This window comes from Chimaeribacter coloradensis, from assembly GCF_002858715.1.
In the GTDB taxonomy this organism is placed as follows: Bacteria; Pseudomonadota; Gammaproteobacteria; order Enterobacterales; family Enterobacteriaceae; genus Chimaeribacter; species Chimaeribacter coloradensis.
In genome coordinates this window covers 1-25,506 of record NZ_PJZH01000020.1, presented here as the reverse complement: position 1 = coordinate 25,506, position 25,506 = coordinate 1, and the positions used below count along the sequence as shown (strand labels likewise).

19 protein-coding genes are annotated in these 25,506 nt (G+C 62.3%); 13 read left to right on the top strand and 6 right to left on the bottom strand.

The features are described from left to right. Positions 1–212 precede the first annotated feature (212 nt). Positions 213–1,565: an MATE family efflux transporter DinF gene (dinF, locus tag CYR32_RS15905; RefSeq protein WP_101826140.1), complete on the top strand. Its 1,353-nt coding sequence runs from the start codon at positions 213–215 to the stop codon at positions 1,563–1,565. Positions 1,566–1,936: 371 nt separating this feature from the next. Further along, positions 1,937–2,146: a CsbD family protein gene (locus tag CYR32_RS15900; protein ID WP_101826139.1), complete on the top strand. Its 210-nt coding sequence runs from the start codon at positions 1,937–1,939 to the stop codon at positions 2,144–2,146. A 272-nt stretch (positions 2,147–2,418) separates the two neighbouring features. On the opposite strand, the gene zur is transcribed toward CYR32_RS15900, so the two are convergent. Then, positions 2,419–2,943, bottom strand: a complete 525-nt coding sequence (zur, locus tag CYR32_RS15895) for a zinc uptake transcriptional repressor Zur (protein WP_101826138.1) — start codon at positions 2,941–2,943, stop codon at positions 2,419–2,421. A gap of 200 nt (positions 2,944–3,143) precedes the next feature. On the opposite strand from zur, the gene dusA reads away from it, so the two are divergent. Both dusA and pspG read left to right on the top strand, forming a co-directional pair. Then, complete coding sequence (dusA, locus tag CYR32_RS15890) at positions 3,144–4,154, top strand: tRNA dihydrouridine(20/20a) synthase DusA (RefSeq protein WP_101826137.1); 1,011 nt, start codon at positions 3,144–3,146, stop codon at positions 4,152–4,154. Between the two features lie 148 nt (positions 4,155–4,302). Continuing rightward, on the top strand, positions 4,303–4,521 hold the full coding sequence (pspG, locus tag CYR32_RS15885; protein ID WP_101826136.1) for an envelope stress response protein PspG: 219 nt from the start codon (positions 4,303–4,305) through the stop codon (positions 4,519–4,521). Between the two features lie 414 nt (positions 4,522–4,935). Here the strand turns inward: pspG and CYR32_RS15880 are convergent, their stop codons facing one another. After that, positions 4,936–5,925, bottom strand: a complete 990-nt coding sequence (locus tag CYR32_RS15880; protein WP_101826169.1) for a quinone oxidoreductase — start codon at positions 5,923–5,925, stop codon at positions 4,936–4,938. Between the two features lie 201 nt (positions 5,926–6,126). Here CYR32_RS15880 and dnaB point away from each other — a divergent pair, with 201 nt between their 5' ends. The 8 genes from dnaB (at position 6,127) to CYR32_RS15840 (ending at position 18,668) form a co-directional block, all read left to right on the top strand. Then, complete coding sequence (dnaB, locus tag CYR32_RS15875) at positions 6,127–7,533, top strand: replicative DNA helicase (protein WP_101826135.1); 1,407 nt, start codon at positions 6,127–6,129, stop codon at positions 7,531–7,533. A gap of 42 nt (positions 7,534–7,575) precedes the next feature. Continuing rightward, complete coding sequence (gene alr / locus CYR32_RS15870; RefSeq protein WP_101826134.1) at positions 7,576–8,655, top strand: alanine racemase; 1,080 nt, start codon at positions 7,576–7,578, stop codon at positions 8,653–8,655. Positions 8,656–9,486: 831 nt separating this feature from the next. Continuing rightward, entirely contained in the window at positions 9,487–14,835 is a 5,349-nt protein-coding gene (locus CYR32_RS15865; protein WP_165698261.1) for an Ig-like domain-containing protein, read from the top strand. Between the two features lie 257 nt (positions 14,836–15,092). Beyond that, positions 15,093–15,560, top strand: a complete 468-nt coding sequence (locus CYR32_RS15860; RefSeq protein ID WP_101826132.1) for an Lrp/AsnC family transcriptional regulator — start codon at positions 15,093–15,095, stop codon at positions 15,558–15,560. Between the two features lie 311 nt (positions 15,561–15,871). Beyond that, positions 15,872–16,492, top strand: coding sequence for a YitT family protein (locus CYR32_RS15855; protein WP_101826131.1), 621 nt, complete (start codon positions 15,872–15,874; stop codon positions 16,490–16,492). Between the two features lie 57 nt (positions 16,493–16,549). Continuing rightward, entirely contained in the window at positions 16,550–17,743 is a 1,194-nt protein-coding gene (locus CYR32_RS15850; RefSeq protein WP_101826130.1) for an amino acid aminotransferase, read from the top strand. Between the two features lie 152 nt (positions 17,744–17,895). Continuing rightward, positions 17,896–18,318: a secondary thiamine-phosphate synthase enzyme YjbQ gene (locus CYR32_RS15845; protein ID WP_101826129.1), complete on the top strand. Its 423-nt coding sequence runs from the start codon at positions 17,896–17,898 to the stop codon at positions 18,316–18,318. Further along, positions 18,315–18,668 (top strand): MmcQ/YjbR family DNA-binding protein, encoded by a 354-nt coding sequence (locus tag CYR32_RS15840; protein WP_101826128.1) that lies wholly within the window; start codon positions 18,315–18,317, stop codon positions 18,666–18,668. Before CYR32_RS15845 ends, CYR32_RS15840 begins: the two co-directional genes overlap by 4 nt. Before the next feature lie 39 nt (positions 18,669–18,707). Here the strand turns inward: CYR32_RS15840 and CYR32_RS15835 are convergent, their stop codons facing one another. Continuing rightward, positions 18,708–19,820 (bottom strand): glycoside hydrolase 5 family protein, encoded by a 1,113-nt coding sequence (locus CYR32_RS15835; RefSeq protein ID WP_101826127.1) that lies wholly within the window; start codon positions 19,818–19,820, stop codon positions 18,708–18,710. A gap of 193 nt (positions 19,821–20,013) precedes the next feature. Beyond that, on the bottom strand, positions 20,014–22,875 hold the full coding sequence (uvrA, locus tag CYR32_RS15830; protein WP_101826126.1) for an excinuclease ABC subunit UvrA: 2,862 nt from the start codon (positions 22,873–22,875) through the stop codon (positions 20,014–20,016). Positions 22,876–23,153: 278 nt separating this feature from the next. Here uvrA and CYR32_RS15820 point away from each other — a divergent pair, with 278 nt between their 5' ends. Continuing rightward, positions 23,154–23,717 carry a single-stranded DNA-binding protein gene (locus CYR32_RS15820; RefSeq protein ID WP_101826125.1) on the top strand — a complete coding sequence of 188 codons (564 nt, stop codon included), beginning with the start codon at positions 23,154–23,156 and terminating at the stop codon, positions 23,715–23,717. A gap of 80 nt (positions 23,718–23,797) precedes the next feature. Here CYR32_RS15820 and gabP read toward each other — a convergent pair whose 3' ends face one another. Then, entirely contained in the window at positions 23,798–25,189 is a 1,392-nt protein-coding gene (gene gabP, locus CYR32_RS15815) for a GABA permease (RefSeq protein WP_101826124.1), read from the bottom strand. 142 nt (positions 25,190–25,331) lie between these two features. After that, positions 25,332–25,506, bottom strand: a 175-nt coding sequence (locus CYR32_RS15810) for an aldehyde dehydrogenase family protein (protein WP_146000711.1), incomplete at its 5' end; no start/stop codon positions are given.

The following is a 25,506-nucleotide window of genomic DNA, read 5'->3' as shown; positions in this document are numbered from 1 at the left end:
CCAGCTGTGCCGCATCGCCCCTTTATTGGGGCGATGTCGTTTCTGGCGTCCGGCAATCGTGGGCAGGTGCAGCCTGTGTCATGCCTGTGCCCCACGTGGGCCGGGGAGACCCGGCCCTGTTCAGGTACCGTGCGCTGCTGCGCCGGGGCACAGCGGGGGCGTTTTTCGCCCATGCCGTTGCGCATGGGGCATGATTTAAGGGAGCCATTCTGATGCAACTGAGCCTTGCCGCCTTTTTTGGGCACACTGACCGGGCGCTCTGGCGGCTGGCGCTGCCGATGATCTTCTCCAATATCACCGTGCCGTTGCTGGGGCTGGTGGATACCGCCGTGATCGGCCACCTCGACAGCCCGGACTACCTGGGCGGGGTGGCCGTGGGCGCAATGGTGACCAGCTTCCTGTTTATGCTGCTGCTGTTCCTGCGCATGAGCACCACCGGCCTGGCCGCGCAGGCGTTCGGCGCCCAGGATGCGCCGCGGCTGGCGCGTGCCTTTATGCAGCCCCTGCTGCTGGCCCTGCTGGCGGGCGTGGCGATTCTGCTGCTGCGCGGGCCGCTGATCGCGCTGGCGCTGAAGATGGTGGGCGGGCATGAGGCGGTGCTGGCGCAGGCGCGGATTTTCCTTGAAATCCGCTGGCTCAGCGCGCCCGCGGCGCTGGCGAATATGGTGATCCTCGGCTGGCTGCTTGGCGTGCAGTATGTGCGCGCGCCGGTGATTCTGCTGATTGTCGGCAACCTGCTGAACATCGTGCTCGACCTCTGGCTGGTGGTAGGGCTGCACTGGAACGTCAGCGGCGCGGCGTGGGCCACCGTCACCGCCGAATACGCCACGCTGCTGCTGGGGCTGTGGCTGGTATGGCGGGTGATGCAGCGGCGCGGCATCGGCTGGCCGCTGCTGGCGCGTGGCTGGCAGGGTGACCTGCGGCGGCTGCTGGCGCTGAACCGCGACATCATGTTGCGCTCGCTGCTGTTGCAGCTCTGCTTCGCCTCCCTGACCATTCTCGGCGCGCGGCTCGGCAGTGAAACGGTGGCGGTCAATGCGCTGCTGATGAACCTGCTGACCTTCACCGCCTACGCGCTGGATGGCTTCGCCTATGCGGTGGAGGCCCACTCCGGCCAGGCCTTTGGCGCGCGCAACCGGGCGCGGCTGCTCGCGGTGTGGTACGCCGCCTGCCGGCAGGCGGGGATCGTGGCACTGGGGTTTGCCGCCGCCTATGCGCTGTTCGGCATGCAGATTGTCTTTGCGCTGACGTCACTGCCCGCGTTGCGCCAGCTGGCGGAACACTATCTGGGCTGGCAGGTGATCCTGCCGCTGGCCGGGGTCTGGTGCTATCTGCTGGACGGCATGTTTGTCGGCGCGACGCGCGGCCGGGAGATGCGTAACAGTATGGCGGTGGCCGCCGCCGGTTACGGCCTGACCCTGCTGACGCTGCCGTGGCTCGGCAACCATGCATTATGGCTGGCGCTGACGCTGTTTCTGGTACTGCGCGGGGCGGCGCTGGGCTGGATGTGGCACCGCCACTGGCAGCAGGACAGCTGGTTTTCCGCCGCCTCAGCCCCGCATTGACCCCTGCTTTTCCCTCCGGTGCCGCGCCGGGGGGAGCGGCCGGCGGACATATCGGTTTACATCTGCTGACAGTTATTATCACTCTCCGTTACCGGCTGTTTTGCCTGCGTTTTTACCGCCGCTTCGCCCGCAGACCCGGCGGTTTTAAGGTTAATCTGACTGGAAACGGCCCCATAATCCGCACGACCTACTATAGTTATTCCTACGGCAGGCGCAGAAACAGCCGGATATACCGGGCTGACACTGGCACCTGCGGGTTCTGTGAAGGATGAATTCTGAACCCGTCACACAGGTTCCCTGCCGCGACTATCTGTAACGGGCGATGGAGTGAGTTCCATAACGCCTCATCTGAAAGAGATAAGGAGATTACGATGAATAAAGATCAAGCCGGCGGTAACTGGAAGCAGTTTAAAGGCACCGTGAAAGAGCAATGGGGCAAGCTGACGGATGACGACATGACGGTCATCGAAGGTAAACGCGATCAGCTGGTCGGTAAAATTCAGGAGCGCTACGGCTACGGCAAAGAGGCTGCTGAAAAAGAGGTGAAAACCTGGGAAGACAGCAACAACTACAAATGGTAGTGCTGCGATAAAAACAGGGTGTAACGTGTCGCGATAGCTGTCGCCCCCCCTGTTCCGGCCCGCTCCCTCCCAGGCGTGATGCCACTCACGCGGGGGCAGGCCAGAAGTAAAGCATCCAGGGGCTCTTCGGCTGCTCCTACCCTGAAAAGCGAAGAAGCGGATAGGATGGTACAAGGATGTACCCTTTTCTTACCTGTACGCGCTTCCCCACTGAACACCTTTTCTTAAAAAGCGTTTTCCTTTCCTCAAAATCCTTTTTTTCCTGCAAATCCCTAGCGTTTCTTGATCGCGATGCTGTGGTCATGTTCACAGGCGTGCTGATCGTCACAGGCTTCCACCTCTTTGCAGGGCGCGCACAGCCCGTGCGCTTCCACGACGCTGTGGCGCAGGCTGAAACCGGCGGTTTGCGCCAGCTTCGCCAGGATCTCTTCAATCCCTTCAGTGGTTTTCTCGGTCACCTGGCCGCAACGGTCACAGATGAACATCGCCGAGGCGTGCGTCGGCTCTTCGAAATGGTGGCAAAGCACATAGCTGTTGGCAGACTCCACGCGGTGGATAAACCCCTGTTCCAGGAGGAAATCCAGCGCGCGGTAGACCGTGGGCGGCTTGGCCTGCGGCTCCGATTGCCGCAGCAGATCCAGCAGATCATAGGCACTGATTGCGCCGGGCTGAAGCGCCATCAGGCGCAGCACTTCCAGCCGCTGGGGGGTCAGGCGCACATTACGCTGTTGGCACAACTGCTCAGCCTGAGCAAGGAGCTTTTCCTGATTGAGGGAGTCCTGGAGGGAAGAGTTCATGGCAATAGTCCCGGCACAAAAGAAGAAGGGGATTTTAGCACGTTTAGCGTCAATCGCCGACCCTGAGCGCCGATCGCCCCTGTGCTGTTAAAATGCACCAATCGCTGTACAATAGGGGCTTGCCTGCGGCGTTGCGCCGCACCGTTGTGCCTGTTGCTGACAGGTGACCTTTTGACCTTCCGGAACTGCCCAATCCCGTTATGACAACTTCACACACCGCCCCGGCTACCCGCCCGGCTCATACCTTTTCTGTGGCGCCGATGCTCGACTGGACCGATCGCCACTGCCGCTATTTTCACCGTTTGCTGAGCCGCCAGACGCTGCTCTATACCGAAATGGTGACCACCGGTGCCATCATCCACGGCAAAGGGGACTACCTGGCATACAGCGAAGAGGAGCACCCGGTGGCGCTGCAACTGGGCGGCAGTGACCCGGCCGCGCTGGCGCACTGCGCCAGGCTGGCGGAAGAACGCGGTTACGATGAGGTGAACCTGAACGTCGGCTGCCCCTCTGACCGGGTCCAGAACGGCATGTTCGGTGCCTGCCTGATGGGGCAGGCCGGGCTGGTGGCGGACTGCATCAAAGCGATGCGCGACGTGGTGTCGATCCCGGTGACGGTCAAAACCCGCATCGGCATTGACGATCAGGACAGCTACGCCTTCCTGTGTGACTTTATCGACACGGTCTCTGGGCGCGGCGAGTGTGAGGTGTTCACTATCCACGCGCGCAAAGCCTGGCTCTCCGGCCTCAGCCCGAAAGAGAACCGCGAAATCCCGCCGCTGGACTACCCGCGCGTCTACCAGCTGAAACAGGATTTCCCGCACCTGACGGTGGCGATCAACGGCGGGGTGAAAACGCTGGAAGACGCGAAAGCGCACCTCACCCATCTCGACGGCGTAATGATGGGCCGCGAAGCCTACCAGAACCCCGGCATCCTGTTGCAGGTTGACCGCGAGATTTTCGGCAGTGATGACGAAGTACGCGCCGGGGTGGACGTGGTGCGCGCGCTCTACCCGTACATTGAAGCGGAGCTGGCGCGCGGCACCTATCTGGGCCACATTACCCGCCATATCCTTGGCCTGTTCCAGGGCATCCCGGGCGCACGCCAGTGGCGGCGTTACCTGAGCGAAAATGCCCACAAAGCCGGGGCGGATGTCGGGGTCGTGGAACGCGCCCTGCAGTGCGTGATCGCCCCGCACGGCGCACTGTAGCAAATTCCGCCATTTTTTCGTGTTTTCTGCCAATACCCGCCGCTGACCGCTGCGGGTGTTTTTTTATTTATCAACAGGTTAGTGGTATAAAAACCTGGCACAGATCTTGTAATAACCGGGTAAGACCTTTTATTACGGGAGCCTTGCCATGATTGAGCTTTTCTTTGTTATCGGCTTCTTTGCCATGCTGATGTTCACCGGGATTTCGCTGATCGGTATTGTGGCGGCGCTGCTGGTGGCCACGCTGTTTATGATGGTCGGCGGCTTGTTCACAATGGTTATAAAGTTGTTACCGTGGCTGCTGCTGGCGGTGGTGATCGTGTGGATTTACCGGGCGATGCAGAAGCCAAAACTGCGCCGATATTAATGGAACCTGTTACAGCGCCTTGCGGCTGGTTAAAAAATAACGTTACATTTCAGGGTAATAAATCGGCGTTCAGGTAACAGGATGGTGAAAAACTCTGCGGCGGCCCAGGGTCATTCTGCGGCAGTGATCACAACCCGGCAGATTTCCCGGGGTTTTAGGAAATTATGCATATTTTTTAACAAAGCGGGCTGTTAGGATATTTCCAGCTTTCCATTGCCGGCTATGCCACGGCCTGCAATAACGGATTCATCCAGCCCGACGGGCAGACAATAGTCACCCAAGTGACACCGTCCACCGGGTTTGCCGCTGTGACCCTACCATTACAGTGTATGAATTATCGTGAAGGCGTTTATCGTTACGCGATAGCATCAGAGGGCTTCTTCGGAAGCCCTCTTTGCGTTTCTGGGGCGGGGATCAGCGCCCCGGGATCAGCAGGCTGGAGCCTTGTGTTCCGCGGCTTTGCAGCAGTTCATGGGCGCGCTGCGCCGCGGAGAGCGGGAACTTCTGGCTCTCCGGCACTGACACCTGGATCGCCCCGCTGGCCAGCATCGCGAACAGTTCGCGGCTGGCGCTGAGCAGCTCCTCATAATTCGTGACATAGCCATTGAGCGACGGGCGGGTCACGAACAGCGAGCCTTTCTGGTTCAGGATGCCGAGATCGACGCCGGTCACCGGGCCGGAGGCGTTGCCGAAGCTCACCATCAGGCCGCGGCGCTTCAGGCTGTTGAGGGAGTCGAGCCAGGTCGCTTTCCCCACCGAATCAAACACCACACCCACTTTTTCGCCCTGCGTCAGCTCCGCCACGCGCGCGGCGATATCCTCACGCTGAGAGTTGATCACCGCCCAGGCACCGGCCTGTTTTGCCCGTTCCGCTTTCTCATCACTGCCTGCGGTGCCGATCAGCTTCGCGCCCAGCGCTTTCGCCCACTGGCAGGCAATCAGCCCCACGCCGCCCGCTGCCGCATGGAACAGGAACACTTCCCCCGGCTGCACCTCATGGGTTTTGCGCAGCAGGTAGTAGACCGTCAGCCCTTTCAGGAACGACGCCGCCGCCAGCTCGAAACTGATCCCCTGCGGCAGCGGCACGGCCTTGTCCGCCGGGACATTGTGCACCTCGCTGTAGGCACCCAGCGCAGCCTGGGCGTAAACCACCCGGTCGCCCGGCTTCAGGTGGCTGACGTCACGGCCGACTTTGGTCACCACGCCCGCCGCCTCGGTGCCCAGCCCGGAGGGCAGGGAGGCCGGGGCGTAGAGGCCGCTGCGCACATAGGTGTCGATGTAGTTGATGCCGATAGCCCGGTTCTCCACCTGGACTTCCCGGTCAGCGGGGTCCGCCGGGGTGAAATCCACATACTCCAGCACGTCCGGGCCGCCGGTGGCGGAAAACTGAATGCGTTTAGCCATGTCGCTCATCTCCGTTTGGGTTTCCTTTCACGCTACGCCAAAGCGCGCCGCCTTGCCACCCACGCTTTTCATCGCACTGCTGAGGGATAGTACGGAAAGCGTGAACAGAATTGAGTATACTGACGCGTCGAATTTCCGCTGCGCCCGCCGCAGCCCTCCTCACAGGCAGGAGCCTTTTTACCCCAGGAAACATAGCTACCCATGTCAGCAAAAAAACCCTTCAGCAAACCGACCGAAACCCGAGACCGCCAGATGGAAGGGCTGAAACTCCCGCCGCATTCGCTGGAAGCGGAGCAGTCCGTGCTGGGCGGGCTGATGCTGGACAACGAACGCTGGGACAACGTATCAGAACGCGTTGCGGCCAACGACTTCTTCAGCCGCCCGCACCGCCTGATCTTCACCGAGATGCAGCGCCTGCTGGAGATGAGCAAGCCGATCGACCTGATCACGCTCTCGGAGTCGTTGGAGCAGCGCGGCGATCTGGACTCGGTGGGCGGCTTCGCCTATCTGGCGGAGCTGTCTAAAAACACGCCGAGCGCCGCCAACATCTCCGCCTATGCCGACATCGTGCGTGAGCGGGCGGTGGTGCGTGAGATGATCTCCGTGGCGAATGAGATCGCCGACGCAGGCTACGACCCGCAGGGCCGCAGCAGCGAAGACCTGCTCGATCTCGCCGAGTCACGCGTGTTCCAGATCGCCGAAAACCGCGCCAACAAGGATGAAGGGCCGAAAAGCATCGACCAGATCCTGGAAGCCACGGTGTCGCGCATTGAGTCGCTTTACCAGACCCCGCACGACGGCGTCACCGGCGTGGACACCGGCTACCAGGATCTCAACAAGAAAACCGCCGGGTTGCAGAAATCTGACCTGATTATCGTAGCGGCGCGCCCGTCAATGGGGAAAACCACCTTCGCCATGAACCTGTGCGAAAACGCCGCGATGCTCCAGGAGAAACCGGTGCTGATCTTCAGCCTGGAGATGCCCGGCGAGCAGCTGATGATGCGTATGCTGGCGTCGCTGTCGCGCGTCGACCAGACGCGCATTCGTACCGGCCAGCTTGATGATGAGGACTGGGCGCGCATCTCCAGCACCATGGGCATCCTGCTGGAGAAGCGCAACATGTACATCGATGACTCCTCCGGCCTGACGCCGACCGAGGTGCGCTCGCGCGCCCGGCGCGTATTCCGCGAGCATGGCGGCCTGAGCATGATCATGATCGACTACCTCCAGCTGATGCGCGTGCCGTCGCTCTCGGACAACCGTACGCTGGAGATCGCCGAGATCTCCCGCTCCCTCAAAGCGCTGGCGAAAGAGTTGCAGGTGCCGGTGGTGGCGCTGTCGCAGCTCAACCGCTCTCTGGAGCAGCGCGCCGACAAGCGCCCGGTCAACTCCGACCTGCGTGAGTCCGGCTCCATCGAGCAGGATGCTGACCTGATCATGTTCATCTACCGCGACGAGGTCTACCACGAAAACAGTGACCTGAAGGGCATCGCGGAGATCATCATCGGGAAACAGCGTAACGGCCCGATTGGCTCGGTGCGGCTGACCTTTAACGGCCAGTGGTCACGCTTTGACAACTACGCCGGCCCGCAATACGACGACGAATAACGGTTTACCCCACTCACGGTTTACCCCGGATAAGGACGAAACATGAAAGCGGCAACCGCGGTGATCGACCGCCGCGCCCTGCGCCATAACCTGCAACAGGTGCGCCGGCTGGCCCCGCAAAGCCATCTGGTCGCCGTGGTCAAGGCCAACGCCTACGGCCACGGGCTGCTGGAGACGGCGCACACCCTGCAAGATGCCGACTGCTACGGCGTGGCGCGCATCGGCGAGGCGCTGACCCTGCGTTCCGGCGGCATCGTAAAACCGATCCTGCTGCTGGAGGGCTTCTTCAGCGCGGACGATCTGCCGGTGCTGGTGGCGAATAACATCGACACCGCCGTGCACAGCGAGGAGCAGCTTCAGGCGCTGGAGCAGGCCGATCTGCCGCGGCCGGTAAAAGTCTGGATGAAGCTCGACAGCGGCATGCACCGGCTCGGCGTGCGCCCGGAAGAGGCGGAAGCCTTCTACCGCCGCCTCTGCGCCTGCGCCAACGTCAGCCAGCCGGTCAACATCATGAGCCACTTCAGCAGCGCCGATGAGCCGGAAAAGCGCACCACGCTGGACCAGCTCGCCTGTTTCGACCGCTTCGCCCAGGGCAAACCGGGCGAGCAGTCGATTGCCGCGTCCGGCGGCATCCTGCTGTGGGCCGACGCGCACCGCCACTGGGTGCGCCCCGGCATTGTGCTCTACGGCGTATCGCCGCTGGCGCAGGGGCAGGCCACGGATCACGGCTTCCAGCCGGCGATGACCCTGAAAGCCAGCCTGATCGCGGTGCGTGAACACCGGGCAGGGGAGCCGGTGGGCTATAACGGCATCTGGCAGAGTGAACGCGACACCCGCCTCGGCGTGATCGCCATCGGCTACGGTGACGGCTACCCGCGCAGCGCCCCCACCGGCACGCCGGTGTGGATCAACGGCCGTGAAGTGCCGATTGTCGGCCGGGTGTCGATGGACATGATCTCCGTGGATCTCGGCCCCGGTGCGCAGGATCGGGTCGGGGATGACGCCATCCTCTGGGGTGACGTGTTGCCGGTCGAGCGCGTGGCCGCGGCCACCGGCATCAGCGCCTATGAGCTGATCACCAAGCTGACGTCACGCGTGGCGATGGAGTACCCGGGCGAATAACCCCCTTGGGATAAATAAAATTTTCTCAGGCGGCCGCGTGCCGCCTGTTTATTTATCAGCTTTAACGCTTTTTATTTCCCTTCCCGCGCCCCGCCTTATCGATCTTTTATTGCACTTTCCCGCGGTTTGCCGGGCGCGCCGTTTTTCCCAGCGACATGAACAGCTTGAATTTAGCATGATAAACAACCGATGATTAAAAAAAGTAACCAGTCAGCCGGATAATGGTTAACACTATTTTTAACGCCATAGGTTAATTATTAATATTCCCTGGCATTAGCCGGATAAAAGTGTGAGATACGCCTTATTTTTATCCGGCGTTAAATAAGCTCATTTTTTCACAGAAATAGCGGCCCCGGCAACGTGATACGGCGCGCCTGTATTCATTTATGCTTGATAAACAGCAAATTGACTGTAAATCATGCCGGGATTCCGCGCAGCCTGCCGGTTGGCGAAGCCAATTAATGCGGTGAGAATGCCGGCATTTAAAATAAGCAGCGGTGTTTGACAGTGTTAATTAAAGGCTATAGGTTTATGGTCAGTTATTCCTTGTTCGCTTTACCTTCTCTTTGTGACATCCGGCGGTGCCAGCCGTTCACCGCTTTTATAGGCAGTGGTCTGTTTCCCAAAAGTGGCCGGAATTAACCGGCCTCTTATTCCCGCGTACGTGCGTGCTCAAAAGACGCGGGCCGGCTTTATTTAAAATTCGGTAAACAGGGTGGGATATAACAAATGAACGTTTCTTCCGGCGCGTCTCTTCTTGGGGCGGTGCGTGCGCACCGCTGTCTGTTGCTGTGCACCGCATGGCTGCAAATTTTCCTCCAGGTGTTACTCGTGGCACTGCCGATTCAGGCGCGGGCGGCACCCCCCGGCCTCCGGCTGGAGGAGCAGACCCTCAGCCGCGCCAGCATGTACACCCTGCAACCCGGTGAAAACGCGGCCATCGTGGCGCAGCGTAAAAACCTCACTCTGGACGACCTCTGGGAACTGAACCAGTACCGCCAGCCCGACCGCGCGGCGATGCTTAAGCTCGGCGGCGGGGACATCCTGCTGATCCCGATGAGCGAGCGTGATCAGGCCCTGCCGCTGCTGGGCAGCGCCCCACTCAGCGAAGAGAAAATGCCGGATAACCGCGCCTTCGCCCAGCAGGCCAAAGCCTTCGGCCAGGCCACCGGCAGCCGTTACAGCAACGGCGACGCCGCGCAGAACTTTGTGCAGGGGCAGGTGGCGCAGGCCGCCACCTCTACCGTGGAGGGCTGGCTCAGCCAGTTCGGCACCGTGCGCGCCAATCTGGCGGTCTCCGACGGCAGTGACCTCGACAGCAGCTCGCTGGATATGCTGACGCCGATCTGGCAGAGCCCATCCCGCATTTTCTTCACCCAGTTCGGCGTGCGCGACACCGACGACCGGGTGATCGCCAACCTCGGCGTCGGCCAGCGCCACTTTACCGATAACGGCTGGATGTTCGGCTACAACGCCTTCTACGATCAGGAAGTCACCAACAACAACGCCCGCCTCGGGCTGGGGCTGGAGGCGTGGCGCGACTACCTGAAACTCTCCACCAACGTCTATATGCGCCTGACCAACTGGGTGGACTCCAAACAGCTGGAAGATTATGAGGAGCGCCCGGCCAACGGCTGGGATGTGATGGCGCAGGGCTATATCCCCGCCTACCCGCAGGTGGGCGGCAAGCTGGCATATGAACAGTACTACGGCAACAGCGTGGCGCTGTTCGGCATCGATAACCGGCAGAAAGATCCGCACGCCATCACCGTGGGGCTGAACTATACCCCGGTGCCGCTGGTGAGCTTCGGCGTCGACTACCGCCAGGGCAAAGGCGGCATGGACGACACCCGCTACAGCATGATGGTGAACTACACCTTCGGCGTGCCGTGGGAGGAGCAGGTCGCGTCGGAAAATGTGGCGCTGAAACGCAGCCTGGCGGGCAGCCGGCTCGACCTGGTAGACCGCAACAACGAGATCGTGATGGAGTTCCGCAAGAAGATCCTCATCACCCTCGGCCTGCCGCCGGAAATCACCGGCCGCAGCGGCCAGACGTATGACATCGGCTACACCCTGCAATCTAAATATGCGCTGTCCCGCATTGAGTGGCAGCAGAGCGAACTGGTGGCGGCCGGCGGCGCGGTGGTTGACCTCGGCGGCGGGCGCTATCAGGTGAAAATGCCGCCCTACCGCTATGACGGCAGCCCCAACAGCTACCCGCTCTCCGGCATCGCGGCGGACACCAAAGGCAACCGCTCCAATACCGCCTCCTCACTGATTACCGTCAGCGGCGCGGCAATCGATAATGTGAAATCCACCACCACCGCCACCCCAACGGACATCCTGGCCGACGGCCAGAGCACCTCGCTGGTGGAGGTGAAAATTGTCGACACCGACGGCAACCCGGTTTCCGGGCTGGGGGCGAACCTGAAATTTGCGCTGGCGGAAACCCTCACCGACAGCAGCACCCAACCGGCCGTGGCCGCGCAGCTCGGCAACGTCAATGAAACGGCGCCGGGCGTTTATCAGGTGCTGCTCACCGCAGGCAATAACCCCGGCAGCGTGGTGATCACGCCGTCCGTCGGGGCGGTGACGCTGGCAACTGCCACCGTCAATGAAACGGTTGCGGTGCGTAATGCGCGTATCGCCAGCCTGACGGTGAATAAAAACCGCGCCGTCGCCAACGGGCAGGATCCGGTGATCTACAGCGCCCAGGTGCTGGATGACAACGACCGGCCGGTGAAAGGGGTGCTGGTGCGCTGGGCCACCTCACTCGGTGAGGATGCGGTGCCTGCCAGTACCACGGATGAAAACGGCATCGCCACCGTGACGCTGACCAGTACCCAGGCCGGGATCGCGCTGGAGATTGCGCAGGTGACGCTGGTCGGGCAGCCGACCGGTTCCGAGCCGGTGCAGGCCCCGCCGGTGCTGTTCGTGCCGGATGCCGCCACCGCCACCTTCAGCCAGATCACCGAAGATAAAACCCAGGCGCTGGCCAACGGCGCGGATGCGGTCACCGTCACTGTCACCGTCGTGGATGCCAACGGCAACCTGATCCCCGGGCAGACCGTGAACTGGGCGACGACACTGGGCGAGATGTCCGCTGAGAGCACCACCACCGGCGTCAACGGCACCAGCAGCATCACCCTGACCAGCGCCGTGGCGGGCAGTGCGCAGGTGTCGGCACGGCTTAACAATAATGCGGCGATCGCGGCCGATCCCATCACCTTCAGCGGCGATCCGTCCACGGCGGTGGTCAGCACGCTGACGCCGGATAAACTCACTGCCGTCGCCAACGGCAGCGACCCGGTGACCTATGACGCGCTGGTGCTGGATGCCAACAACAACCCGGTGAGCGGCGTGGCGATCACCCTGACCACCGATCGCGGCACGCTGGCAGCGCCCACCGGCGTCACCAACGCCGAAGGGCACTACCTCACCACCCTGACCAGCACCGAGCGCGGCGAGGCGATTGTCTCGGCCACCATCCCGAACCAGCCGGCGAAAACCGCGCAAACCGTGACCTTCGTGGCCGATACCAGCAGCGCCACCGTGACCGCGCTCACCGTGGATAAACGGCTGGTGCTGGCCAACGGCAGCGATCAGGCGGTCTACACCGCCACCGTGACCGATGCGCAGGGCAACCCGGTCGCCAACCAGACGGTGAGCTGGACGACGAACTTCGCCACGCTCTCCGCGCCCACCAGCACCACTGGGCCGGAGGGCACCGCCACCATCAGCCTGACCAGCCTGCAAGCCGGTGCGGCGGTGGTGAATGCGCAGGCCGGCAGCAGTGCGCCGCGGGCGGCGGAGGAGGTGACCTTTACCGGTGACCCGGCCACCGTCACCATCGCGACCCTGACACCGGACAAAACCACTGCCCTGGCAAACGGCAGCGACGCCATCACCTATGTCGCCACCGTCCGGGACATCAACAACAACCCGGTGGCCGGGCAGACGGTCACGCTCACCACCGACCTCGGCACGCTGGGCACCACCACCGCGGTGACCAACGCCGCCGGGCAGGTGCAGACCACGCTGACCAGTATCCTGGCCGGGACGGCCACGGTGGGCGGGTCGCTGACCAACGGCGCGACCATCAACGCCACGCCGGTGACCTTTACCGCTGATCCTTCCACTGCCCGCATCACCACGGTCACGGTGGACAAAACCAGCGCGCTGGCGAACGGCAGTGATGCGGCGACCTACACCGCCACCGTCACCGATGCCAACAACAACCCGCTGACCGGCATCGCGGTGAACTGGGCCACCACCCTCGGCACGCTGTCCGGCGCGCAGAGCAGCACCGGCGCGGACGGGCTGGCGACCATCACCCTCAGCAGCACGGTGGCCGGGGCGGCGCAGGTCAACGCGCAGCTCAGCGGCGGTACGGCCTCGGCCGCACCGGTGGTGACCTTCACGGCCGATGCCTCGACGGCGCAGATCACCGCCCTGACGGTAGACAAGCCCACCGCCGTGGCGAACGGCACGGATGCGCTGACCTACACCGCCACCGTGGCGGATGCCAACGGCAACCTGCTGGCGAACCAGACCGTGACCCTGACCACCGACCGCGGCACCTTCGCCAACGGCGGCACCGGCCAGACCGACGCCGCCGGGCAACTGGCGTTGCCGCTGGTGAGCACCCAGGCGGGGCCGGTGGCGGTAAGCGGCAGCGTCAACGGCGGAACAGCGGTAGGCGCCCCGGCCGCGGCCTTTATCGCGGACGCCTCCACCGCCACGATTGCCAGCCTGACGGTTGACCGCACCACCGCCATTGCCAACGGCAGCGACAGCGTGACCTATACCGCCACGGTGCTCGACGCCAACAGCAACCCGGTGGCCGGTCAGGCGATCACCTGGAATAGCTCGCTCGGCACGCTCTCGGCACCGGGCGGCACCACCGGCAGTGACGGTGTGCTGACGGTTGGCCTGACCAGCGTGGCAGCCGGGGTGGCGAACCTCACCGCCACCCTGAACGGCACGGCAACCGGGGCCGATCCGGTGACCTTCACGGCGGACATCACGACTGCGGTGGTCACGGTGCAGGCCAATACCGACACCGTACCGGCCGACGGCGTGACGCCGATTATCGTCACCGCTACGGTACGTGACGCCAACAACAACGTGCTGCCGGATCTGCCGGTGACCTACACCACCGACTTCGGCCAGCTCTCGGTACCCAGCGGCACCACCGACGCCAACGGGCAGGTGACCTTCAACCTCACCAGCCAGCAGGCAGGCACGACCACAACGGTGGCGGCACGCCTGAGTAACGGCGTGACCGGCACCGGCGGGCCGTACCAGTTCATTCCTGACCTGAACACCGCGGTGGTGACGCTGACGCCGTCCGGCAACGGCATCTACACCACCGACACGGAAAATGCGGTGTCAGTCCTGGTGGTGGATGCGTTCAACAACCCGATTGTCGGCACCGTGACGCTGACGGCGGACAACGCCGGGGTTAACGTCATCGGCAGCCCGATCACGCTGAGCCCCTCCGGGAGCGGGAGCGTCAACGTCAGCAGTGCCACGACGCTGGCACCGGTAGTGCTCACGGCCACGCTGGATCAGAACCCGGCGAAAACCGCCACCGCCAACGTCAGCTTCACCACGCCGATGACGGTGGTATCACGTGAGGCGGTGGACGCCAGCGGCGGCAATGCCAACGGCAAAACCTTCGGGCAGGGGCCGGGCATCGCCTGGCCGGGGGCGCGCTTCCACATCACGCTGGCCGGGGGATCGGGCAACCTGACCTGGGTGAGCAGCAGCGCGGCGGTCTCGGTAGAGAGTGACGGCACCGTGACTTTCAACGACAACCCCGGCGATGGCCCGCTCAGCATCACCATCACCGACAACCTGACCCAGCAGACCCTGACGGAGAACTGGAACTTCGTCAGCTGGTTTAATACCGCCGGTTCCAGCGCGCAGGGCGACCACCCAACGGCCGTTGCTGCGTGCCTGGGCAGTGGCGGGCTGCCGACGCTCGGCAACGTCACCAGCCTGGTCAACCTGTGGGGTGACATGAGCGCCTATAACTGGGATACCTCCAGTGACTACTGGACCAACGAGAGCGATCTGTCGCAGCTTAACTACTACTTCGCCTCCGACCTCTCACGCGGCGTACAGAACTCTTACCCGGAAACCACCCAGACGGCGTATGTGTGTGGGGGTGAATAAGAATATCCCTGGTTGAAAGGGAAAAAATGTACCTCTGCTGCCCTTCCACGCCCTCCCGTGGAAGGGCTTTTTTTGGTGAAAATGGGCGACCCGCGCGATTTTCCGGCCACTTTTTCCCTGCGGGTGCACAGTTGTGCGGGAAAAGCGGCGGCGGTTCAGTGGGATCGCCCGTTTTCTTTGCGGTGCGTGAAAGAGACAGCGCCCGCCACGGAAAAACAGGTAGTCTGTGTGACCACTCAAAAAAACAGGCCGGGACGATGTACACCATTGATGATTTCGATTTGAAGATTCTGACCCTGTTGCAGGGCAACGGGCGGCTGACCAACCAGGAGCTGAGCGATCTGGTGGGGCTGTCGGCGTCCCAGTGTTCGCGCCGCCGCATCAGCCTGGAGCAGGCGCAGCTGATCCTCGGCTACCATGCGCGGCTCGCCCCGGAAGCGGTGGGGCTGGGCATGATCGGGCTGATTGAGGTGCGGCTGGTGAACCATATGCCGGCTTATGTCGACAGTTTCCATGCCATGCTGGGCGAGGTGGACGCGATCATCGACGCCTATAAAACCACCGGTGATGCGGACTATTTGCTGAAGGTGGCGGTGGCCGATCTGGCCGGTTTAAGCGATCTCATCAGCAAAATCCTCTCAAGCCATGAAAGTGTCGCCCATATCAAGACCTCGGTGGTGCTGAACCGCCTCAAAGAGAACGGGTTACTGACGCCGGTGCACTAAGCCCGTTTTGCACCTTTTTGGTGCCTGGCTTGCGCGAAAAAGGTGCATGCAACAGGGAGAAGGTGCGGGAAGTGTGTAGAGAAAGGGGAAATAGCGCGCAGCAAACGCATCAAGAAGGAAAAAAATGCAAAATGTGTGTCAGGAAGATGACGAACATTAACAAGTGATTGCCGGCAGGCAAACCGCTGAAAAAGGCCCGCTGGGAAAAAATCCTTTGCCCAGTCGCTGTTTTTGCCGGATATGGCGCGCTTTTTGCTGGAGAGTAGGGTCCGCAGCCCGGCTGCCCCCTTATCTGATGAAGTGACCGACCTATGGCTAATGTCATTACCCCTGAACCGCAAAAACTGTCCCACACCCTGCTGGAAGATGTGCTGGCGATTGTGATGGGCACGCTGATGGTGTCGTTCGGCGTGATCCTGCTGCGCCAGTCCGGCGCGCTTACCGGCGGCACCGCCGGGATGGCGTTCCTGCTGCACTACCTGACCCACGTCTCGTTCGGCACCGCCTTTTTCCTGATTAACCTGCCGTTCTACTGGCTGGCGATCCGCCGCATGGGCTGGCAGTTCACGGTGAAAACGTTCTGCGCGGTCGGGCTGGTGTCGCTGTTCTCCGACCTGCACCCGCTGTTCATCCACGTTGACCATTTGCAGCCGTTTTACGCCACGCTGTTCGGCAACATGATCATGGGTATCGGGTTTATTGTGTTATTCCGCCACAAAGCGAGCCTGGGCGGGGTAAATATCCTGGCACTTTTCCTACAGGACAAATATGGTATCCGTGCCGGGAAATTACAGATGGGCGTGGACGCCGCCATTGTGCTGGCGTCGCTGTTTGTGGTGAGCCTGCCGATGCTGGTGGCCTCGGTTGCCGGGGCTTTCCTGCTCAACCTGATCATCGCCATGAACCATCGTCCCGGCCGTTACAGCGTATAAGGGCGTAACACCGCCTAATTTCAGAGCCAGACCAGACAATTCAAGGAGTGCAGCACCGTGTTCCACAATGTTGATGCCTATGCGGGTGATCCCATCCTGTCGCTGATGGAAAGTTTCAAACAAGATCCGAGAGAACAGAAGGTTAACCTGAGCATCGGGCTTTACTATAACGAGCAGGGTGTGATCCCGCAGATGCAGGCCGTTGAACAGGCAGAAAAGGTGCTGGCCAACACGCCGCACGGTGCCTCGGTCTACCTGCCGATGGAAGGGCTGGCGGGCTACCGTTCCGCCATCCAGACGCTGCTGTTTGGTGACGATCACCCGATGCTGGCACAGGGGCGCATCGCCACCATCCAGACCGTGGGCGGTTCCGGCGCGCTGAAAGTGGGCGCGGATTTCCTCAAGCGCTACTTCCCTGAGTCTGAAGTCTGGGTCAGCGACCCGACCTGGGAGAACCACATCGCCATCTTCGCGGGCGCGGGCTTCAATGTGCACACCTACCCGTACTACGACGCAGAGCGCCTGGGCGTGAACGTGCCGGCGATGCTGGAGAGCCTGCAACAGCTGCCGCCGAAAAGCATCGTGCTGCTGCACCCGTGCTGCCACAACCCGACCGGCTCTGACCTGACCCACGCCGAGTGGGACGAGGTGATCGCCCTGGTGAAAGCGCGTGAGCTGATCCCGTTCCTCGACATCGCCTACCAGGGCTTTGGCGGCGGCATGGACGACGACGCTTATGCCATCCGCGAAATGGCGCGTGCCGGGCTGCCGTGCCTGGTCAGCAACTCCTTCTCCAAAATCTTCTCGCTGTATGGCGAGCGCGTCGGCGGCCTGTCGGTGGTGTGCGAAAGCGATGACGCTGCCGCCCGCGTGCTGGGCCAGCTCAAGGCGACCGTGCGCCGCAACTACTCCAGCCCGCCGAATTTCGGTGCGCAGGTGGTGGCGAAAGTGCTGAACGACGCCGACCTGAAAGCGCAGTGGCTGGCAGAAGTGGAAGCGATGCGCACCCGTATCCTGGAGATGCGCGAAACGCTGGTCGCCAGCCTGAAGACCTCCCTGCCGGGGCGTGACTTCAGCTACCTGCTGGCGCAGCGCGGCATGTTCAGTTACACCGGCTTCAGCGAAGCGCAGGTAGATCGCCTGCGTAACGAGTTCGGTGTTTACCTGATCGCCAGCGGCCGCGTCTGCATGGCCGGGCTGAACCACGGCAACGTGCAGCGCGTCGCGGACGCCTTCGCCGCCGTGCAGTAACCCTGTTGCGGCAGGCCCTCTGCGGCCTGCCGTTTCCTTGCCTTACGCCTCCCGCCTTTACGCCCCCGCGCGGATAAATTCCGCCTGCCGCCTTTATCTTTCACGCCGTTGATGCACACTCAATAGGGACCCAAACGAAAAATGGAGAACCTATGTGGCATCAGCAGACCCTGACCCTCAGCGCCAAAGCGCGCGGGTTTCACCTGATCACCGATGAGGTGACCGGCAAACTGGAACGGTTACCGCAACTCAGAACCGGCCTGTTGCACCTGTTGCTTATGCACACCTCGGCCTCCCTGACCCTGAATGAGAATTGCGACCCCACCGTGCGGGCGGACATGGAGCACCATTTCCTGCGGCAGGTGCCGGAAAACGCCGACTACCAGCACGATTATGAAGGCCCGGATGATATGCCCGCCCACATCAAATCCTCGCTGCTGGGCGTGTCGCTGCTGCTGCCGGTGCACCACGGGAAACTGCTGCTCGGCACCTGGCAGGGCATCTGGCTGGGCGAGCACCGCAACCACGGCGGCCAGCGCCGCATCGTCGCTACTTTACAAGGAGAAACCCAATGAACAGTTCGGATCTGCTCGACTACTGCATGTCCAAGCCGGGCGCGGAACAGAGCGTGAATAACCAATGGAACGCCAACCAGATCAAAGTCGGCGAGATGATGTTTGCGATGGTCACGGCGGTGCAGGAGCGGCCTGCCATTTCGCTGAAAACCAGCCCGGAGCTGGCGGAGGAGCTGCGCGCCCGGCACCCGGAGATTGTGCCCGGTGAGCACCTGAACAAAACCCACTGGAACACCATTTTCCTAGACGGCGACCTGCCGGATTCCCAGTTCTACTTCCTGATCGACAGCTCCTACCAACTGGTGGTGGAGAGCCTGCCGGAAGCGGTGCGGCACGAGCTGGGGGTGTAACCCGGCGGCACCCGGCGGGGGCCGCGGCCCCTGTGGTGCCTACTTTTCCCGCTTTTTCACCGGTGCCGGGCACGCCCCGCGCCCGGTAAACTCCCTGACCAGATCCATCTCCCCCTGCCGGAACGGCACGCCCTGCTCGTCGAGCACATCGTGGAACCAGAGCTGCGGGTCGTCGCGCTTCTGCTTGCGTATGGCGGGCCACGGCAGCCAGGTCTGGGTTTTGCCGCGCACCAGCCCCCACTGGTAACAGCCGACCCTGGTGGCGCAGAACTGCGGGAGCTGCGTTTCAACCACGCTGCCGATATGGCGCGCCAGCCACTCGGTGCAGATCGCCGGGCGGTGGGTCTGCTGCCAGTAGCCGAGGATCGGCAGCAGCGCCGGGGTGTCGACGTAGGCGTGGAAGGTGATGATGTCTGAGAGCTGTGCCGCCGCGACGTCAATCGGGTGCTGGTACCAGCTCGGCGTCGCCTGGCCGGGGTTGAGCGGCAGGTGCCACGCCGCCACCGTCAGCGGCTGGCTCGGGTCCTCCTCGCGCGCCCATGTAAACACCAGGTGCATCAGCTCCAGCGCGAAGGTCTCCAGCTCCTGCTCAAACAGCACCTCTTCGTCGGGGCCGATGAAGATCCCGCGGTTGCCCGGCTCGTTGTAGAGGTCCCAGATAAACACCCGGCTGTCGTCGCGGAAATGGCGGATCACGTCGCGCACGTAGCGCTCAATCTCCGGCCACGCCTCGCGGTTCATCACCGTGCGGCGGCCGGGGCTGGCGGCGGCCTGGCTGTTGTGGACGTCCGGCACCGGGGGCTTTTGCGGGCCGAGGAAAGGCTCGTCACCGGAGAAACCGCAGTCATCCATCAGCGTCAGCATCACCTTGATCTCATGGGCGTCCGCCAGCGTGAGAAAGTGATCGATGCGCGCCAGCAGGCCGTCACGGTCTGCCCGCCAGACGATAAACGGCAGGTTGATGCGCAGCTGGTTATAGCCGATGGCCTGCGCCCAGCCGAGCTCCTGATCGATGGTAGGTGGGTCGAAGGTATCGGCCTGCCAGAGTTCCGTCCAGTTTACGGCCGTTCGCGGCAGGTAGTTAAACCCGCACGGCCAGGCTTGTTGGCGATACCAGTCATTGGCTTGTTGCTCACTCCAAGGCTGACGCATTGCCGGCTCCTGATAACCAGAATAGGCGGTGGGAAGGGCAGAGCAGGGCGTTCCTGTCTCTCTTTATTGATCGTAGCAAGCCTGTAGAAAAAGTTTGCGGCTTCGCTTCATTCTGCGTGATAAACCGATAAAAAAAGCCACGCGTCAGGGCGTGGCTTATTGATTATTACCGTTCCGGCTCAAAATGGGCGAATCAGGCCGATTTTTTCTGCTTTTGCTTCTGCCGGTGGTGCGCCAGGATCGGTTTCAGGAAGCGGGCAGTGTGGGACGCCTCGCACTCTGAAACGGTTTCCGGTGTGCCGGAGACCAGGATCTCCCCGCCGCCGCTGCCGCCTTCCGGCCCCAGGTCGACAATCCAGTCCGCGGTTTTAATCACGTCCAGGTTGTGCTCAATCACCACGATGGTGTTGCCCTGGTCACGCAGCTGGTGCAGCACCTGCAACAGTTGCGCGATGTCCGCGAAGTGCAGGCCGGTGGTCGGCTCATCCAGGATGTAGAGCGTCTGGCCGGTGCCGCGTTTCGACAGCTCGCGCGCCAGTTTCACGCGCTGCGCCTCCCCGCCGGAGAGCGTGGTGGCCGACTGCCCCAGCCGGATGTAGGAGAGGCCGACGTCGATCAGCGTCTGGAGCTTGCGCGCCAGCGCCGGCACCGCGTCAAAGAACTCGCGCGCCTCTTCGATGGTCATCTCCAGCACCTCGTGGATGCTCTTGCCCTTGTAGCGGATCTCCAGCGTCTCACGGTTATAGCGCTTGCCGCGGCACTGGTCGCACGGGACGTAGATGTCCGGCAGGAAGTGCATCTCGACTTTGATCACGCCGTCGCCCTGGCAGGCCTCACAGCGCCCGCCGCGCACGTTGAAGCTGAAGCGCCCCGGCGTGTAGCCCCGCGTGCGGGATTCCGGCACCCCGGCGAACAGCTCACGCACCGGCGTGAAGATGCCGGTGTAGGTGGCCGGGTTGGAGCGCGGCGTGCGGCCGATCGGGCTCTGGTCGATGTCGATCACCTTGTCGAACTGCTCCAGCCCGTGCACTTCACGGTAGGCGGCCGGTTCGATAATGGTCGCGCCGTTGAGCGCGCGCTGCGCAATCGGGAACAGCGTGTCGTTGATCAGCGTCGATTTGCCCGACCCGGAAACGCCGGTGATGCAGGTGAACAGCCCTACCGGCAGCGTCAGGGTGACATCTTTCAGGTTGTTGCCACGTGCGCCCACCAGCTTCAGCACCCGTGACGGGTCAGCCGGGACGCGCTCCACCGGCACCGAGATTTCCCGCTCGCCGCTGAGGAACTGGCCGGTCAGGGACTCGGCATTGGCCATGATGTCCGCCGCGGTGCCTTCCGCCACCACCTGGCCGCCATGCACCCCGGCACCGGGGCCGATGTCGATGATGTGGTCAGCGGCGCGGATGGCGTCCTCATCGTGCTCCACCACAATCACGGTGTTGCCGAGGTCGCGCAGGTGGATCAGCGTCTCCAGCAGCCGTTCGTTGTCACGCTGGTGCAAACCGATGGACGGCTCATCCAGCACGTACATCACGCCCACCAGCCCGGCGCCGATCTGGCTCGCCAGGCGGATACGCTGCGCCTCGCCGCCGGAGAGGGTCTCCGCCGAGCGCGACAGCGACAGGTAGTTCAGGCCGACGTTGACCAGAAACTTCAGACGGTCGCCGATCTCTTTCAGCACTTTTTCCGCAATCTTGGCGCGCTGGCCGCTGAGCTTCATGTTCTGGAAGAAGGTCATGGCGTGGCCGATGCTGAAGTCGGAGATCTCCGGCAGCGTGGTGTTCTCGACGAAGACGTGACGCGCCTCTTCCCGCAGGCGGGTGCCGTGGCAGGTGGTGCAGGGGCGATTGCTGATGTACTTCGCCAGATCCTCGCGCACGGCGGTGGATTCCGTCTCTTTGTAGCGGCGCTCCATGTTGTTCAGCACGCCTTCGAACGGGTGGCGGCGCACAGAGGTGTCGCCCCGGTCGTTGATGTATTTGAACTCGATGGTCTCGCGGCCGGAACCGTTGAGAATCGCCTTCTGCACCGCGGCGCTCAGGGACTCAAACGGCGCTTCGATGTCGAACTTATAGTGGTCCGCCAGCGAGCGCAGCATCTGGAAGTAGTAGAAGTTGCGGCGGTCCCAGCCGCGGATCGCGCCGCCGGCCAGCGACAGCTCCGGGTTCTGCACCACGCGGTCCGGGTCGAAGAACTGCTGCACGCCCAGGCCGTCACAGGTCGGGCAGGCACCGGCCGGGTTGTTGAAGGAGAACAGGCGCGGTTCCAGCTCACGCATGCTGTAGCCGCAGATCGGGCAGGCGAAGTTGGCGGAGAAGAGCAGCTCCGGGGCGTTGGCGTCGTCCATGTCCGCCACCACGGCGGTGCCGCCCGACAGCTCCAGCGCCGTCTCAAACGACTCCGCCAGGCGCTGGGCCAGATCCTCACGCACCTTGAAGCGGTCGACCACCACTTCGATGGTGTGCTTCTTCTGCAGCTCCAGCTTCGGTGGGTCGGAAAGGTCACACACTTCGCCGTCGATGCGGGCGCGGATGTAGCCCTGCGCCGCCAGGTTCTCCAGCGTTTTGGTGTGCTCGCCTTTGCGGTCTTTGATGACCGGTGCGAGCAGCATCAGGCGGCGGCCCTCCGGCTGCGTGATGACGTTGTCCACCATCTGGCTCACCGTCTGGGCGGCCAGCGGCACGTCATGCTGCGGGCAGCGCGGCTCCCCCACGCGGGCAAACAGCAGGCGCAGGTAGTCATGAATTTCGGTAATGGTCCCCACGGTGGAACGCGGGTTGTGTGAGGTGGATTTCTGCTCAATCGAGATCGCCGGTGACAGCCCCTCGATATGGTCCACATCCGGCTTTTCCATCAATGACAGGAACTGACGGGCGTAAGCCGACAGCGACTCCACGTAACGGCGCTGCCCTTCGGCGTACAGGGTGTCAAAAGCCAGTGAGGATTTGCCCGAACCGGACAGGCCGGTGACAACGATCAGTTTGTCGCGCGGGATGATCAGGTTGATATTCTTGAGATTATGGGTGCGTGCGCCCCGAACTTCGATCTTATCCATTCATATTTCCCGGATTAAACACGATCTCTCACTATGCCGGTCACTGGTTTCCGGTACGGGATGGGGCGATGTACCGGAAGAAAAAGCAGGGGGCACAGAAAGTACGAAACGTATAATTATGACACAAAAAAACCTGAATGGATATCCAGTATAGTGAAGCGGAATTGGTTATACTGTACCCAATTCTGGGGCGCACTTCGCAGGTATGATCGCGCGGGGTGGCGTGCTAAAATGATTGGTTTAGTATCGTAAAAATTAACTCATTGTGGAGAGTCGACATGGCCAGCAGAGGCGTAAACAAAGTGATTCTTGTCGGGAATCTGGGCCAGGATCCGGAAGTGCGCTACATGCCGAGCGGCGGCGCTGTGGCGAACATCACCCTGGCAACATCTGAGTCCTGGCGTGACAAAGCCACCGGCGAGCAGAAAGAGAAAACCGAATGGCACCGTGTAGTGCTGTTCGGCAAACTGGCGGAAGTGGCGGGCGAATACCTGCGCAAAGGTTCCCAGGTCTACATTGAAGGCTCCCTGCAGACCCGTAAATGGACGGATCAGTCCGGCCAGGAAAAATACACCACGGAAGTGGTGGTGAACGTGGGCGGCACCATGCAGATGCTCGGCGGCCGTCAGGGCGGCGGCGCACCGGCAGGCGGCGGCCAGGCATCCGGCAACAACAACGGCTGGGGCCAGCCACAGCAGCCGCAGCAGAACAACCAGTTCAGCGGCGGCCAGCCGTCCCGCCCGGCACCGCAGCAGAACTACGGTTCCAACCAGGGTTCGTCTAACAACGCCCCGATGAACAACGAACCGCCGATGGATTTCGACGACGACATCCCGTTCTGATCCGGCGTTTTTACGGCGTGATAAAACGCGCAATAAAAAAATCGTGTTACAAAAAAGCCCCTCGCGGGGCTTTTTTCGTTTTAACGCCGTGAGGCGGCCATCTGGCTGACCGGGACGCGCGCCTCGCGCCGTTTCCGGTGCACCCAGAAGGAGCTGCCCACGACCACGGCGGCGAGGATCAGGGTGGAGAGCACCTGCGGGCGCTGGTCAGGCATAAACAGCATGCAGGCCAGCATCGCCACGATAAAGACAATCACCGCCAGCGTAATCCCCGGGTAACCCCACATGCGGATCGGCATCTGCGCGTTGCGCAGCTGGGTGCGCATCCGCAACTGGGAGACCGCAATCACCAGGTAGACCAGCAGGGCGATGGCACCGGTGCTGGCGATCAGGAAATCAAACACGCTTTTCGGCGCATAGTAGTTGGCGACCACCGTCAGGAACGCCGCGATGGTGGAGAGCATCACCGCCATATAAGGGGTTTTGACCTTATTGATCTTGCGGGCGGCGGCCGGGGCGTCACCGCGTTTGCTCAGGGAGTAGAGCATTCTGGAGGCGGTGTAGAGCGCGGAGTTCAGGCAACTGCACACCGCCAGCAGGATGATGCCGTCCATGATCGGCTTGGCATACGGGATATGCAGCGACTCCAGCACCGACTGGTAAGAGCCGATGGTGGTCAGGCCGTGGCTGTTCCAGGGCACCAGCGTCACCACCATAAAGATCGAGCCGAGGTAGAACACCGTAATGCGGCCAATCACTGAACGGGTCGAGCGCACCACATGTTCCGCCGGGGAGTCCGTCTCTGCGGCGGCAATAGTGACGATCTCGGTGCCCATAAAGGAGAACATGGTGATCAGCACCGCCGCCAGCACCGCGCCGATGCCGTGCGGCATAAAGCCGCCCTGGCTCCACATCAGGGAGATCCCGGCGTGTTCCGCTTTCGGCAACACGCCGGTCAGCGCCAGGGTGCCCAGCACGATAAACGCCAGAATGGCGATCACTTTGGTCAGCGCGAACCAGAACTCAAACTCACCGTAATTTTTCACGTTCAGCAAATTGCTGCCGGTCAGCGCCAGGGTGATCAGCAACGAGAAGGTCCAGACCGGCACCGTCCCGAACCAGTTATGCAGGATGGTGGCGGCGACGTTGGCTTCAAGCGGGATCACCAGCACCCAGAACCACCAGTAGAGCCAGCCGATGGTGAACCCGGCCCATTTGCCGATGGCGCGGTCGGCATAGGTGGAAAAGGAGCCGCTGTCCGGTGAGGCGGCGGCCATTTCGCCCAGCATCCGCATAATCAGTACCACCAGCAGCCCGGAGATGGCGTAAGCCACCAGCGCCGCCGGGCCGGCCAGCGCCACGGCACTGCCGGAGCCGACAAACAGCCCGGCACCGATAACGCCGCCAATCGACAGCATGGTGATATGGCGGGATTTAAGATTGGTATTTAATTCACTGGCTTGTTGACTCATAAGCTTCCCTTACTTTCCTGTTTGTGCCGTACGCGCAAACAGGAAAATGTCGTGATGTGGTTAATGACGTCGTGCGGTGAATCCCGGTGTCCGCGGGCCAGGCAGGGTGCGCCCGGCCGCGGCATCACCGGTGGGTGTAAAACTACGTGATGTCAAAGCAGAGGTATTTCAGCTCGAGGTACTCCTCCAGCCCGTAGCGTGAGCCTTCACGCCCCAGCCCGGACTGCTTCACGCCGCCGAACGGCGCGACTTCATTGGAGATGGCACCGGTGTTGACCCCGACCATGCCGCTCTCCAGCGCCTCGCTGACCCGCCAC